Genomic DNA, 14,357 nt, shown 5'->3' with positions numbered 1-14,357 from the left:
TGGACAGGCTTGCATGTTGAATACGTCGAAAATCAAAAATACGCTCCGTCCCGGACTGTTGGGCGGGTTGATGTCACTGGCGGGCACTGCAATGGGCGCTGGCGATATCGAGTTCAATACCGACGTTCTCGATCTGGGTGATCGCACTAATATCGACTTGTCTCGATTTGCGCGCAGCGGCTTCATTCTGCCAGGCACTTATACAATGGCTGTGCAACTGAACGCCCAGCCTATTCCTGAACAATCGGTGGCGTTCTATCCCCCCGATAACGACCCCAAGGGCAGCCAGGCCTGTTTGTCGCACAGTCTGGTCGAGCAACTGGGCCTGAAAGCCTCCGAAGCCGACAAACTGACCTGGTGGAAGGACGGCGAGTGCCTGGATATCACCAGCCTGCCGGGCATGGAAGTCAGTGGCGACCTGGCCACCTCGAGCCTGAGCATCAACCTGCCCCAGGCTTACCTTGAGTACAACGCCATCAATTGGGACCCACCTTCGCGCTGGGACGAGGGGGTGCCGGGGCTACTGGTGGACTACAGCCTGACGGCGCAGTCCAACTACCAGAAGAATGACGGCCAGCGCAAAAACCTCAGTGGCAACGGCACCGTCGGGGCCAATGCCGGCGCCTGGCGCCTCAGGGCCGATTGGCAAGGGCGCGTGGAGAGCGGCCGGCAGGAAGCGGCCGGGCCGCAGAAGCTGGAGTGGAGCCGCTACTACGCGTATCGCGCCATTCCTGCGCTGCAGGCGCGCCTGGTGGTGGGGGAGAGCTACCTGTATTCGGACCTGTTCGACAGCTTCCGCTTCACCGGCGCTTCGCTCAACTCGGATCAGAGCCAGCTGCCCCCCAACTTGCGCGGTTACGCGCCGGAAGTGGTCGGGGTGGCCAAGACCAATGCAAAAGTCATCATCAGCCAGCAGGGGCGTGTGCTCTACGAGACCCTGGTCGCGGCCGGTCCTTTTCGCATTCAGGACCTCAATGATGCGGTGACCGGCAAGCTGGATGTGCGCGTGGAAGAACAGGACGGTTCAGTGCAGACCTTCCAGCTCAACACGGCCGGTGTGCCTTACCTGACGCGCCCAGGCCAGGTCCGCTACAAGCTGGCGAGCGGGCGACCGTCCAATCTGCAGAACGGCTCCGATGGCAACGTCTTCGGCACCGGAGAGTTTTCCTGGGGCGTGAGCAATGGCTGGTCGTTGTTCGGTGGGGGGATCACCGATAACAACTATCGGGCGTTATCCGTGGGCGCGGGCCGCGACTTGCTGGCGTTCGGCGCCGTCTCGCTGGATGTCACGCAGTCCCATGCCAGCGTGTGGAACGAGACGCTCTCGGGTAAATCCTACCGCCTTCAATATTCCAAGAATTTCGAACAGTACGACAGCCAGGTGACGTTCGCCGGCTACCGCTTTTCCGAGAAGAACTTCCTGAGCATGAGTGAATACCTGGACGCCCGGTATTACGGGCTGAACGGCGAACTCGGCGGGCGAGGGGATTATCGGGACGCCAATGAGGGGTGGAAGCCGATCGGCGGCAACAAGGCGCTGTATACGGTGACGGTCAACAAGCAGTTTCGTGACCTGGGCGCCACCGTCTACGCCAGTTACAACAAGCAAACCTACTGGGACCGGCCGGACACGCAGCGCTGGAATCTGTCGCTGTCGCGCTACTTCAATGTGGGCACGGTCAAGAACATGAGCCTGTCCCTGAACATGTACCGTACCCAGGAATATAACTATAAGGATAACGGCATGGCGCTGACGGTCAGCCTGCCGTTGGGGCGTACCGGTACGCTCTCGCTGGATGCCAGTCGAGCCGCCGGCAACAACAATGTTGCCACGCGCTACAGCGACCGCCTCGATGAGCGCAACAGCTATCAGCTCAGCGCGAGCGACACCTCCGCCAGCGGTTACCTGAGCCATATGGGCGACCACGCCGACATCGATGTGAGCGCCGGCAGGCAGCAGGGCGGTTCCGGCAGCCTCAGTGTCTCTGCGCGCGGCGGTGCCACGGTCACGGCCTACGGTGCCGCGCTCCATCGCACCACCAGTACCGGCGGCACCCGCCTGATGGTCGACACCACCGGAGTGCCCGATGTGCCCGTACGCGGTTATGGCGCGCCGACGCGCAGCAATGCCTTCGGCAAGGCCGTGATCTCGGATATCAGCAGTTATCAGCGTACCGCCGCCAGTGTCGATCTGGAGCGCCTGCCGAGCAACGTCGAAGCCACTCAGTCGGTCACGCAACTGACGCTCACCGAAGGCGCGATCGGTTATCGCTCGCTGGACGTGATCGCCGGCGAAAAAGCCATGGCGGTGCTGCGCCTGGCGGATGGCAGTTCGCCGCCCTTCGGCGCGACGGTGAAGAACCTCAAGCAACAAGACACCGGCATTGTGAATGACGGCGGCCACGTCTACCTGAGCGGCATCCAGGCTGGCGAGCAGATGTCTGTCAGTTGGGGCGGCGACGAGCGCTGCCTGCTCACGCTGCCCGCCACCTTGCCCGCCGATGGCTTGACCGACGCCCTGCAATTGCGCTGCCAGGTGGTAGCCGCTGACCCAACCTTGCCCGAGCCCGCCGGGCTGACCGGCAAGCCTACCGATACGGAGAACACAGCCTCATGAGACCGACCACACGTTCCACCTTCCCGGCCTTTGCGCTGTTGGCCCTGGGCTTGAGCCAGAGCGCCAACGCGGCGGTGGGCCTGGACCGTACCCGAGTGATTTTCGACGGTGGCAAAGACGCCACCAGCGTGAACATCACCAACAACAATACCCAACTGCCGTACCTGGCCCAGGGCTGGATCGAGGATGAAGCCGGTCAGAAAATCACCACGCCGTTGATCGTGCTGCCACCGGTGCAACGCTTGGAGCCGGGCAAACAGAGCCAGGTGAAAGTCCAGGCGTTGCCGGCGGCCAAGGCGCTGCCGCAGGACCGGGAGACGGTGTACTACTTCAACCTGCGGGAGATCCCACCGCGCAGTGATAAGTCCAACACCCTGCAGATTGCCCTGCAAACCCGCATCAAGTTGTTCTACCGGCCGCAAGCCATTGCGCCGAGCCAGCAGGACCTGTCCAACCCCTGGCAGGAGAAGCTGACCCTGACCCGTGAAGGCGATCAATACCGGGTGAACAACCCGACGCCGTATTACGTGACCCTGGTGGATGCGCGCAGCAGCAAGGATGGCAAAACCGTGCCGGGCTTCACGCCGCTGATGGTGCCACCCAAGGGTGCGTTGACCCTGGGCGCCACGGCCAAGGCCCTGGGGGCAAGCCCTTATCTGGCCTATGTAAACGATTATGGCGGGCGCCCGGTGCTGGCCTTCAGTTGCACGGGCGACACTTGCAAAGTGAACCCCCAGGCCGCGCCGGCGAACGAGTAATGCTGCTGGAGAACGTCATGAAGTCGCAAAAAGTGAAGGTCCTGGGCGGCCTGTTATGGGTCATGGCGATGGGGGCACAGGCTGCGGATGAGGAGGATATCGAAGGCATGAGCGGCATGCTCAATGTGCTCGGCTCCATGCATGAGTCGCCTTGCAGCCTGGAAATGAGCTCCCTGCACCAGACCGTCGATCTGGACGCGGTGTCGACCAGCCAGTTGCAACGCCCCGGTGACCAGGCGACCGCCAAGGCCTTTCAGCTGCGGTTCACCGATTGTCTGCGCACCGCCGGCCGCATACGCAATGAGCGTACCGGGAACCTGACCTGGAGCGCCTACCAACCGGTGCTGTCGGTGCTGTTCGAGGCGCCGGCCGATGCCGACGATCCACGGCTGGTCAAAGTGCAGGGCGTCACCGGCATGGGCCTGCAGTTGACCGATGCCCTCGGCCGGGACGTGCAACTGGGCACACGCGGTCAGCCGCTGTTTTTGCCCGTGGGCCGCAATACCCAGACCTGGAATGTGCGGCCCACGCGCACCGCTGCGCCGTTGACCAGCGGGGCATTCAGGGCCGTCGTGGAAGTCAGGCTCAATTATGAATAAGGGTGCAGCGATGGCTAAATCAATCGGTTTGATCGCCGGCGGCGTGTTGCTGGCGGTCTGCCAGGGCGTGCAGGCCGAGACCAGCTTGACCATTCGCGCGGTGATCATTGCGCCTCCGCCGTGCGTCATCAACGGTGGCAGCACGCTTGACGTGCCGTTTGGCAATGACCTGCAGACGTCACGGGTCGACGGGGTCAACTACCGTCGCGATGTGCCGTATACCGTCACCTGTGATTCGCCGTTCAGCAATGCGCTGACCCTGGAACTCAAGGGCACGGTGGCGTCGTTTGACAGTCGCGTGCTCTCGACCCGCAAGGCCGATCTTGGGGTCAGGCTGTTTGTGAATGGCGCGGACTGGCCGCTGAATACGGCAGTGAATTTTACCTACCCCAATTTCCCCGTGGTACAGGCGGTGCCGGTCAAACGTGCGGGCAGCCAGCTGACCGGCGGAACCTTCGATGCCGCCGCGACCCTGGTGGTCGATTACCAATGACGACTACCGATAACACGGCCACTAACAAGAAAAGGAAAGACCCATGACAGCTTGGCAGCCGCGAGCGTTGCTCGCCCTGTGGGCCATCGGCCTGTGCAGTGGCGCGTCCGCCAACGTGACGTTCAGCGGCACGTTGAATGAGCCGCCGCCCTGCACCATCGATACGGGCAACACCATTGAAGTCGACTTTGGCGATGTCGGGGTAAAACGCGTCGACGGCGTGAGGTATCGCAGGGGCGTCGGCTACGCGATCAACTGCGGCACCGACACGCTGCCGTGGGCGCTGAAACTGAGCGTCAACGGCACCCCCACGGCGTTTGATGGTGCAGCGGTGCAGACCAGCGTGCCGGCGCTGGGCATTCGGGTTTTTCAGAATGACCTGCCATTTTCACTCAATACGCCGCTGGATATCACCCTGTCGTCACCGCCGACATTGGAGGTGGTGCCGGTGCAACAGCCCGGCGCGACGCTGCCTCCCGCCAGTTTCACGGCGGTGGCCACGTTGTTGGCCGAATACCAGTAGGAGCTGAATCGATGCGATATCAACGGGTTCACAAGCACGGCCTGGCACTCCTGCTCATCTGCGGCCTGATGCCCATGGGGCACGCGGCGGACAATCTGCGTTTCAAAGGCAACCTGGTCGAAGAGGCGTGCACCCTGCGCCCTGGCGACGAGGCAATTACGCTGGAACTCTGGGACCTGACCAGCAAACACCTCTATATCAACACGCGCTCGGTGGGTAAGCGTTTCAAGCTGCACCTGGAAGACTGCGACACCACGATCGGCAACTCGGTGACCATCACCTTCGGCGGTAGGGAAAACACAGAACTTCCCGGCTTGCTCGCGCTGGACGGTGGCAGCGGCGCTTCTGGCATTGGCGTCGGCATCGAGACCTTAAGCGATAAACCCTTGCCCCTGAATGCCGTCAGCGACAGACAGGTGTTGAGCGACGGCAGCAATGCCATCGAGCTCAAGGCGTATGTGCAGGGCGAGCCGACCGCCCTCGCGGATCAGACCATCGGGCACGGTGCATACACGGTGACCTCAACGTTCACGTTGGACTATCCATAGCGCTGGGCCTGGGTAGGGCAGAGGAATGAGAGCTCAAGATGAAACGATTATTTGGCGCCACCGTGCTTCTGGTATCGACCGGTGTGAGTACCGCTGTGACAGCCGCCGATTGCCGTGTGAATGGTGGCAGGTGGGTGAATGTGGGTGCAGGCGGTACGCTGAACTTGCAGGTGCCCGTCATGGTGCAACCGGGTTCGGATAACTCGCGTATCTACCTCGAAGGAGCTCGGTTGGAATGCCGATTCACCCTGGGCCAGTCTTTCCCCACGTTCATGGACTTTTGGCGGACCGCCACACAGGCCGGGCCTCCGTGGACGCCCGGCGCCAAATTCACTCAGCTTGGCACCGGCTTGCGCATCAACGGTGCTTACCTCAATACCCCGGTGCCGTATGACATCCAGTTGGCGGTCATGCCCAACAACGGTGTGGGCGTCCCCATCGACGTCACGCCCTACATCCTGATACGCAACAACCCGACGAACCCTGTCGACGTGCGGATAGGGGATAACCTGGGCGTGCTGCGCCTGCGCCAGACAAACAACTACAACGGCACCAGCACGGTGCTTGCGCTCACGTACCTTGCGGCGAATAACTTTTCCGTGTCCCCCTCAACCTGCACGATCAACAACAACGCGCCCATCGAGATCGATTTCGGCAACGTGCATCAGCGGGCCATCGGCACGGACCCGCTGACGTCCTCCATCGTCAGCAACCGCAGGCTCACCTATTCATGCCCCGATGGCGGGATCAATACACCCATCACCATCACCTACAAAGGCAGTCCGTCTTCGTTCGACCCACGGCTGCTGCTGATGACCAATCCAGACGTGGGCACGGCGCTGATTCGCGCGGGCTCAGCGGTGCCTGTGAACGGTTCGTTCCGCACCCAGATCACCAATAGCGTAGGCGGGGACGATGTGACGTTTTCGCTCGTTCGGCGCACTGGGTCCCTGCCGGCCGCAGGGGCCCTGAGCGGGAGCGGTGTACTTGTCATGGGCGTGCCCTGATGCGTAAGCCAATCTGCCTTGGAGCGGATGCATCTTTACACGCAGGCGCGAGCTTCTTCGCGAATACGGTGTGTCAGTTGATAACCACCTGACTGACCCACCGCATTCGCGAGCAAGCCCGCACTTACAGGGGCGTGCTCTCATTTCAGATGTTTGATGGAGTTCAAGATGCAACGACTATCTGGAGCCTTGGTGCTTCTCGTTCTGACGGGTGTAACCACGACCGCGCATGCTGTCGATTGTCGTGTCAATGGCGGCCCCTGGCAAAATGGCAACCCGAACCTGCAGGTCCCCGTTACCGTCACCCTGAGTGCCGACCGCAGCAGGATCATGCTGGAAGGCGCCAGGCTGGAATGTCGATTCACCTATAGCGGCGGCCCCGCCTGGCACGCGGACTATTGGACAACTGGGAGTGCGGTAGGCACCGCCTGGACGCCGGGCCCGAAATTCGTAGGCGAAGGAACCGGGTTACGCATCAATGGCGCTTTCCTCAACACGCCGGTGCCGTCGGGTATCGGCATCGTCACCATCCCCAACAACGGGAGCGTTCATCTGATCAATGTCACCCCCTATATTCTGCTACGTAACTATCCCTCCAACCCGTTCGATGTGCGAATTGGCGACGACCTTGGTCTTTTGCGTCTCACCAGTTCGAACAACTACGACGGCACGCGGCCGCAGCTCACCGTCCGGTATACCGCGGCCAACAATTTCACCGTTTCCCCGTCTACCTGCACGATCAATAACAACTACCCCATCGAGATCAACTTCGGCAACGTGCACCAGCGGGCCATCGGCACCGACCCGCTGACATCCGCCATCGTCAGCAACCGCAGGCTGACCTATTCGTGCCCGGATGGCGGGATCAATACACCCATCACCATTACTTACAAGGGCACCCGCTCTTCGTTCGATTCACGCCTGCTGATGATGACCAATGGGGATGTGGGCACGGCGCTTGTTCGTGGCGGCGCAGCGGTGGCTGTGAACGGTTCGTTCCTGACCCGCATTACTAACAGCACGGGCGCCGACGACGTGACGTTTTCCCTGGTACGCCGAGCGGGTTCATTGCCGGCCGCCGGCCCCATCAGCGGCAGCGGGGTACTGGTGATGGGCGTGCCATGAACACAGCGTGATACCCAAAGCGCATCGCATGCCCCTAGAATGCCGGTTCCACTTCCTCTGGCATCTGGGGCACTCATGCACATTTCTTCCGGCCGCTGGGTCTACGGTTTTTTCCTGACCCTGTTGACCGCGCTGCTCTGGGGCATTCTGCCGATCAAGCTCAAACAGGTCTTGCAGGTGATGGACCCGATCACCGTCACCTGGTTTCGCCTGATGGTGGCCGGCAGTTGCTTGTTTGTTTACCTCGCAGCGACCAGGCGTTTGCCCAGTCGCAAGGTGCTCGGCCCCAAGGGCGGCTGGCTGGTGGCGATGGCGGTGTGCGGGCTGGTCGGCAACTACGTGTTGTATCTGGTCGGCCTGAAAATGCTCAGCCCCGGTACCGCGCAACTGGTGGTGCAGATGGGGCCGATTTTTCTGATGGTTGCCAGTGTGTTTGTGTTCAAGGAGCGTTTCAGCCTGGGGCAGGGCGCGGGGCTGGTGATATTGATCGTTGGCTTCGGGCTGTTCTTCAACCAGCGCCTGCTGGAACTGCTCACCTCGATGGGCAGCTACACCGCCGGGGTACTGACGGTGCTGCTGGCGACCAGCATCTGGGTGTTTTACGCCCTGGGCCAGAAACAGTTGTTGACCGTGTGGAATTCGCTGCAGGTGATGATGGTGATCTACCTGTCGTGCGCCGTGTTGCTGACACCCTGGGCGCACCCGCTGGAGGCGCTGCAACTGAGCCCGCTGCAGGGTTGGCTGCTGCTGGCGTGCTGCATGAACACCCTGGTGGCGTACGGCGCATTTGCCGAGGCGCTGGCCCACTGGGAAGCCTCGCGGGTGAGTGCAACCCTGGCGCTGACGCCGCTGGTGACCTTTGTGGCGGTGGCGTTGGCGGCGTGGTTGTGGCCGGATTTCGTGCAGGCCGAAGCGATCAATGCCTTGGGGTATTTTGGCGCGCTGGTGGTGGTGATCGGCTCGGCGATGGTGGCGTTGGCGCCGTCATTGATGGCCGGGCTCAGGGCCCGGCGATTGCGCATGGCTTCATGATTTTGCTCCAAATGTGGGAGGGGGCTTGCTCCCGATAGCGGTGTATCAATGACAGATGACTGACTGAACCACCGCCATCGGGAGCAAGCCCCCTCCCACATTTGCCTTTGGCGCTTAGTGCCCGGCTTCCAGCATATTTTCCGGGCGTACCCACTGGTCGAACTGCTCATCGGTCAGATAGCCCAGCGCCAGCGCCGCTTCGCGCAGTGTCAGCCCTTCGGCATAGGCCTTCTTGGCGATCTGCGCGGATTTGTCATAGCCGATATGCGGGTTCAGCGCGGTCACCAGCATCAGCCCGCGTTCCAGGTGTTCGGCCATCTGTTCGGCGTCCGGTTCGAGGCCGGCGATGCAGTGTTCCTGGAAGTTGTTGCAGCCATCGGCCAGCAGGCGGATCGATTCCAGCAGGTTGTGGATGATCACCGGTTTGTACACGTTCAACTGCAGGTGCCCTTGGCTTGCGGCGATGCCAATGGTCACGTCATTGCCCAGCACCTGGCAGGCCAGCATCGACAGCGCTTCGCACTGGGTGGGGTTGACCTTGCCGGGCATGATCGAGCTGCCCGGTTCGTTGGCTGGTAATTTGACTTCGGCCAGCCCGGCGCGAGGGCCGGAGCCCAGCAGGCGCAGGTCGTTGGCCAGTTTCATCAGCGCCACGGCGAGGGTTTTCAGCGCGCCGTGCAAGGTCACCAGCGGTTCATGGCCGGAGAGGGCGGCGAATTTGTTCGGTGCTGTGACGAACGGCAAGCCCGATAACGCCGCCAGCTCGGCGGCAATCGCCTCGCCAAAGCCGTGGGGCGAATTGAGCCCGGTGCCGACGGCGGTGCCGCCCTGGGCCAGCTCGCACACGGCGGGCAGGGCGCTGCGGATGGCGCGTTCGGCATAGTCCAGCTGCGCGATAAACGCCGAGACTTCCTGGCCGAAGGTGATCGGTGTTGCGTCCATCATGTGGGTGCGGCCGGTCTTGACCAGCTTCATATGCCGCGCCGCCAATTCCGCCAGCCCACCGGACAACACCGTGATGGCCGGCAGCAACTGCTCGTGAACCGCCTTGACGGTGGCGATGCTCATGGCCGTGGGGAAGCAGTCATTGGAGCTCTGTGAGCGGTTTACATGGTCGTTGGGGTGCACCGGGCTTTTGCCGCCGCGGTTGTTGCCGGCCAGTTCATTGGCGCGGCCGGCGATCACTTCGTTGGCGTTCATGTTGCTCTGGGTGCCGCTGCCGGTCTGCCACACCACCAGTGGGAACTGGTCGTCGTGCTGGCCGTCCAGCACTTCGTCGGCGGCCTGTTCGATCAGGCGGGCGATGTCGGCGGGCAAGTCGCCGTTACGGTCGTTGACCCGTGCGGCGGCCTTCTTGATCAGGGCCAGGGCGTGCAGCACCGCCAGCGGCATGCGCTGTTCGCCGATGGCGAAGTTCACCAGCGAACGTTGGGTCTGGGCGCCCCAGTAAGCTTCATCCGGGACGTGGACGTCTCCCAGGCTGTCGGTTTCGATACGGCTCATCGGGCACACTCCTTCAGGTTCGTTTGCGCAGTTTAGGCTGTGATCGGCCCAGGGGGTTCCAAAAAACACGCTTCATCGGATTTGCCCCCCGCAAAACCAGGCCCGACAAGGCCTGGGGTTGAGCCGCGAGGTTTTTTAGGCGCAGAATGGTCGCCCTTGGGGTTTTACCTCGCCTGCTAGAAAGGAAACTCGATGACTCGTCTTCGTGCCATCTGTACCGCGGTTGCTCTGGTTTGCGCCAGCGGCCAGGTTTTTGCCGATACCGCCAGCCACAACGCCAGTGCCGAAGCCTTCCTTACCCTGGCCCACGCTGACAAGCTGGGTACCCCGGTATACATGCAAGTGCAACAAATGTTCGCCCAGCGTTTCGAACAGACCAAGGCGCCTGCCGCCAAGCAGTCGGTCCTCGACAGCTACCAGGCCAAGGCCAATGCCGCCCTGGACCAGGCTATCGGCTGGCCGAAGCTGAAGCCGGACATGGTCAAGCTCTACACCACCAACTTCAGCGAATCGGAGCTCAAGGACCTGGTTGCTTTCTACCAGTCGCCACTGGGCAAGAAAGTCCTGGAAAAAATGCCGCAACTGACCCAGCAATCGGCCCAGATGACCCAGGCCAAGCTGGAAAGCGCCGTGCCGGTGGTTAACAAGCTGTTGGAAGACATGACCAACGAGCTGACGCCAAAAGCCGCCGCACCGGCCAAGAAGAAGTAAGCAGGAATGACCATGCAACAGCGTATCGAAACGGCACTCGCCGCCCTGAACCCGCAACACTTGAGTGTGCTGGATGAGAGCCACATGCACAGCCGTGGGTTGCAGACCCACTTCAAGGCCGTGCTGGTCAGCCAGCAATTCGAGGGGCTCAACCGCGTCAAGCGCCACCAGAAGGTCTACGCCAGCCTGGGTGACCTGATGACCGAGTTTCATGCGCTGGCGCTGCATACCTATACGCCTGAAGAATGGGCGAACATCGACGCAGCGCCGGCTTCGCCGACCTGCGCCGGCGGGCATTGAGCGCAGCCTCGACCCGCGCGAGCGGGTCGGGGCGATGCCAGTACCCGGATACACAAAACATCCTCCAGCACCACCTTGCTCCACCCCCGCATCCCTAGGCTTTCAGGACTACTTATTCAGCAATAAGGTCTTGAGGTCATGCCTGATTCCATCCATCGAAACACGCCGTCCCTGGCCGCAGTCGACCCGCGTGGGTTAATTGTTCGTAACATCAACTACCACCGCGCAAGTGCAGAGGTTGAAGCGCAGGTGCGCGTTCATCGCCAGGTGTTTGGCAGTACGGGCTTGATGATTGAACAATGGGACCCGCGTTTGTTGCAGTTGGCCCGCGCACAGCCGGACACTGCGCCCAATCAACGCACGGTCTATAGCCTTGGCGGACAAGCGTTGCGCACCGACAGCGTGGATGCCGGCTGGCGGCTGACGCTGCTGGGGGAGGCCGGGCATTTACTGGAAGAATGGGATGGGCGGGGCGCGCACCAGGCTCATCGCTACGATCAGTATCTGCGTCCGGTCGCCGTGTTCGAGCAGGCGGCCATTGATGAGCAAGCGCGGTGCGTCGAGCGTCTTGCCTATGCTTTATCCTCGGCTGAAGAGGCCGCACGCAACCGCTGTGGCCGGGTGATTCGCCACGATGACGGCGGCGGCTCATTGTTCCACGAGGCGTATGGGCTGCACGCGCAGGTTGCGCAGCAAACCCGACGCTTCCGGCTGGCGGGTGCCGCGCTGGATTGGCCGCAGCCCGCTGCACAACGCGAGCGGCGCCTGGAGGCCGAGACGTTCCAGACATCCGTTGGGTTTAACGCCCTGGGTGAGCGGTTGCATCACACGGACGCCAAGGGCAATCGCTTCGACTACGGCTACGGCATTGACGGCCAACCGGCGAGCATCGCTGTGACGCCCAGAGGCGGCATGCGTACGCAGGTGCTGGGCGAGCGCCGCTACAACGCCGCCGGCCAGGTGCTTGGCGAGCGCGCCGGCAATGGCGTTGTGCGGGCCATGCACTACCGTGAGTTCGATGGTCGCTTGCGGCAAATGACTGCCCATCTGCCCGCACAACCGGGTGTGGCGCTGCAAGACTTGCGCTACGCCTATGACGGCGTTGGCAACGTCGTGCGGATCGACGACCTTGCCCAGCCGACGCAATGGTCCAGCAACACCCAAGTCGGTTCGGCCAGCGTTTATGAGTACGACACGTTGTCGCAACTGACCAAGGCCACCGGCCGCGAAACCGCCGGTAACCCGGGAGGTTCGGCGTTACCGGCCAGGGTAGCGTTTGGCTCGACTGACGACAGCGTATGGCGTCGCTACACCCAGCGGTTCAGCTATGACGCCGCCGGCAACGTGCTCACGTTGCAACATGTGCCCAGCAGCGGCACGGGCTTCACGCGGCAGATGAGCGTGGCCGCAGGCAGCAATCATTTTCTGCCCCAGGCCGATGGCAACAGCGCGCCGGGGTTGGGCCAGGGCTTTGACCGCAACGGCAACCTGCAGGCGTTGGCAGGCGACCATCCGATGGGCTGGGATGTGCGCAATCAACTGGTGCGCCTCACGCAGGTACGACGCGCGGGCGGCAACGACGATGAAGAACGCTACGCCTACGATGCCACCGGCCAGCGCATCCTCAAACGCCGGGTCGCCCAGGCCCGGGGCGTGATGCACACCGCCGAGGTGCGCTACTTGCCGGGACTGGAAATTCGCCATGACAGCGCAACGGGGGAGCAACTGAATGTCCTCAACCTCGATGCCGGAACCACCACCGTCCGTGTCCTGCTTTGGGATCGCCACCCTTCGGGAGGGCGCCAGGATGCGCAGATCCGTTACGGCTTGTCGGACCACTTGGGCAGCAGCAGCCTGGAACTGGGCGAGCAGGCGCAACTGCTCAGCCAGGAAAGTTATTACCCCTATGGTGGGACCGCGTGGTGGGCGGCGAAAAACGCCAGCGAGGCGAGTTACCGGTTCATCCGTTATTCAGGCAAGGAGCGCGATGCCAGCGGGCTGTCTTACTACGGCTACAGGTACTACGCGCCGTGGTTATGCCGCTGGATCAGCCCGGACCCGACCGGCGATGCCGATGGCTTGAACCTGTACGCGATGGTTGGCGGTAACCCGGTCACCAGGGACGATGCGCAAGGGCTGGCCGCAACCCCGGCTTTGGAGGCGCCCCGGGACAAACAAATACGCCGGCTTTCCATCAGCCGCAGGCTGGCGAATATAGGGTGGATTATGCGCTCGAGGATACAAGCGGCCTCGTCGGCCGCGATTCGCGATGGTTTATCTACCTATATCGCCAATGCCGTCGTGACGGGCGTCGACCTGGCGGTATTCAGCACTCTCCAGCCCACGCCGGAACGCAATCAGGCCTTGCGCTATAGCGTCGTCGCGCTGGATGCCCTGGCCACGTTCCATATGAGCACCGGTATCGCCGGTAACTGGACCCGCCTGGCGCCACAGTTCGGTGCTATTTCGGCAAGCCTTGTGGGCGCTGCATATGCCGTCCAGGTTGACACGCTGAGCGTTCAAACCGAGGAACAGTGGGACCCCATAGCGGTGCAACGGTTGAGCGGGCATGTTCGCTCGCTCTCCAGGGAACTGGTGCAGCAGATCATGCGTGGTCACGGCAGCGGGTCATCCTGGGGCAGCACGCCCCTGCGGGCCAGGCTCGGCCGCACCGCCGGCGCGACGGCAGCGTACGCGGTCGCCACCGTCGCCAACGCGGTGTACGGCGGCGAAGTGCCTGCGCTGATGCAACCCAATGTGTCCCCCGCAGTTGAAGCCTACGATGGGGCGATGGGAGCGATGATTCGTAGCGGTCACCCCACGGCCGCCCACGATCCCCATGGCCTGACCGTGCAGGCGCCGGACCCTGCGGCGCTGATGCACGGCGGGCTGAGCAGAATGTTCAATCAGGTGTGGACGTACTGGGCCGCGACCGGGATTGAGGCGTTGGCCGTTGCGCTCACGGGCCTGCCCCAGGCTGCGCAAAGCGGGAGCACTCGCACGATAGTGAGGGTGGCCCGCGGCCTGATTGCAGCACTGACCGAATGGCGCGGCTTTTTCGTAGTGTATGCCAGGCGCGGGTACACAACCCTTGCCTCGAACTGGAGCGCAGCCCGGCGATCCTGACAAGCACAAGGATGG

The 14,357-nt window shown here is 62.5% G+C and carries 13 protein-coding genes; 12 read left to right on the top strand and 1 reads right to left on the bottom strand.

Features of this window, described 5'->3' with window-relative positions; translation table 11 throughout:
* Positions 1 to 13 precede the first annotated feature (13 nt).
* The 9 genes from C4J92_RS17910 to C4J92_RS17870 all read left to right on the top strand — a co-directional run bounded on the left by C4J92_RS17910 (position 14) and on the right by C4J92_RS17870 (position 8,702).
* Positions 14 to 2,617, top strand: a complete 2,604-nt coding sequence (locus C4J92_RS17910; RefSeq protein ID WP_164487544.1) for an outer membrane usher protein — start codon at positions 14 to 16, stop codon at positions 2,615 to 2,617.
* Positions 2,614 to 3,375, top strand: coding sequence for a fimbria/pilus periplasmic chaperone (locus C4J92_RS17905; RefSeq protein WP_124404800.1), 762 nt, complete (start codon positions 2,614 to 2,616; stop codon positions 3,373 to 3,375). The genes C4J92_RS17910 and C4J92_RS17905 overlap by 4 nt, the downstream gene beginning before the upstream one ends.
* Before the next feature lie 17 nt (positions 3,376 to 3,392).
* The gene (locus C4J92_RS17900; protein ID WP_124371352.1) at positions 3,393 to 3,974 is read left to right on the top strand and encodes a fimbrial protein; all 582 of its coding nucleotides are present in this window, start codon (positions 3,393 to 3,395) and stop codon (positions 3,972 to 3,974) included.
* Between the two features lie 10 nt (positions 3,975 to 3,984).
* Positions 3,985 to 4,467: a fimbrial protein gene (locus C4J92_RS17895; RefSeq protein ID WP_124404799.1), complete on the top strand. Its 483-nt coding sequence runs from the start codon at positions 3,985 to 3,987 to the stop codon at positions 4,465 to 4,467.
* A 43-nt stretch (positions 4,468 to 4,510) separates the two neighbouring features.
* Positions 4,511 to 4,990, top strand: coding sequence for a fimbrial protein (locus tag C4J92_RS17890; protein WP_124367773.1), 480 nt, complete (start codon positions 4,511 to 4,513; stop codon positions 4,988 to 4,990).
* An 11-nt stretch (positions 4,991 to 5,001) separates the two neighbouring features.
* Positions 5,002 to 5,538, top strand: a complete 537-nt coding sequence (locus C4J92_RS17885) for a fimbrial protein (RefSeq protein ID WP_124404798.1) — start codon at positions 5,002 to 5,004, stop codon at positions 5,536 to 5,538.
* 38 nt (positions 5,539 to 5,576) lie between these two features.
* Positions 5,577 to 6,545, top strand: a complete 969-nt coding sequence (locus C4J92_RS17880) for a fimbrial protein (RefSeq protein ID WP_124404797.1) — start codon at positions 5,577 to 5,579, stop codon at positions 6,543 to 6,545.
* A 168-nt stretch (positions 6,546 to 6,713) separates the two neighbouring features.
* Complete coding sequence (locus C4J92_RS17875; RefSeq protein ID WP_124404796.1) at positions 6,714 to 7,670, top strand: fimbrial protein; 957 nt, start codon at positions 6,714 to 6,716, stop codon at positions 7,668 to 7,670.
* 75 nt (positions 7,671 to 7,745) lie between these two features.
* Positions 7,746 to 8,702, top strand: a complete 957-nt coding sequence (locus C4J92_RS17870; RefSeq protein ID WP_124404795.1) for a DMT family transporter — start codon at positions 7,746 to 7,748, stop codon at positions 8,700 to 8,702.
* A gap of 114 nt (positions 8,703 to 8,816) precedes the next feature.
* Here C4J92_RS17870 and C4J92_RS17865 read toward each other — a convergent pair whose 3' ends face one another.
* Positions 8,817 to 10,205: a class II fumarate hydratase gene (locus C4J92_RS17865; protein WP_124404794.1), complete on the bottom strand. Its 1,389-nt coding sequence runs from the start codon at positions 10,203 to 10,205 to the stop codon at positions 8,817 to 8,819.
* 192 nt (positions 10,206 to 10,397) lie between these two features.
* Here C4J92_RS17865 and C4J92_RS17860 point away from each other — a divergent pair, with 192 nt between their 5' ends.
* From C4J92_RS17860 to C4J92_RS17850, 3 genes are all read left to right on the top strand, one after another.
* The gene (locus C4J92_RS17860) at positions 10,398 to 10,916 is read left to right on the top strand and encodes a DUF2059 domain-containing protein (RefSeq protein ID WP_003236690.1); all 519 of its coding nucleotides are present in this window, start codon (positions 10,398 to 10,400) and stop codon (positions 10,914 to 10,916) included.
* 6 nt (positions 10,917 to 10,922) lie between these two features.
* Positions 10,923 to 11,216, top strand: coding sequence for a BolA family transcriptional regulator (locus tag C4J92_RS17855; RefSeq protein WP_124404793.1), 294 nt, complete (start codon positions 10,923 to 10,925; stop codon positions 11,214 to 11,216).
* A gap of 138 nt (positions 11,217 to 11,354) precedes the next feature.
* Positions 11,355 to 14,342, top strand: coding sequence for an RHS repeat-associated core domain-containing protein (locus tag C4J92_RS17850; RefSeq protein ID WP_124404792.1), 2,988 nt, complete (start codon positions 11,355 to 11,357; stop codon positions 14,340 to 14,342).
* Positions 14,343 to 14,357: the final 15 nt, after the last annotated feature.

The organism is Pseudomonas sp. R3-18-08, from assembly GCF_003852065.1.
Classification (GTDB): domain Bacteria; phylum Pseudomonadota; class Gammaproteobacteria; order Pseudomonadales; family Pseudomonadaceae; genus Aquipseudomonas.
This window is presented reverse-complemented; position numbering and strand designations above follow the sequence as displayed.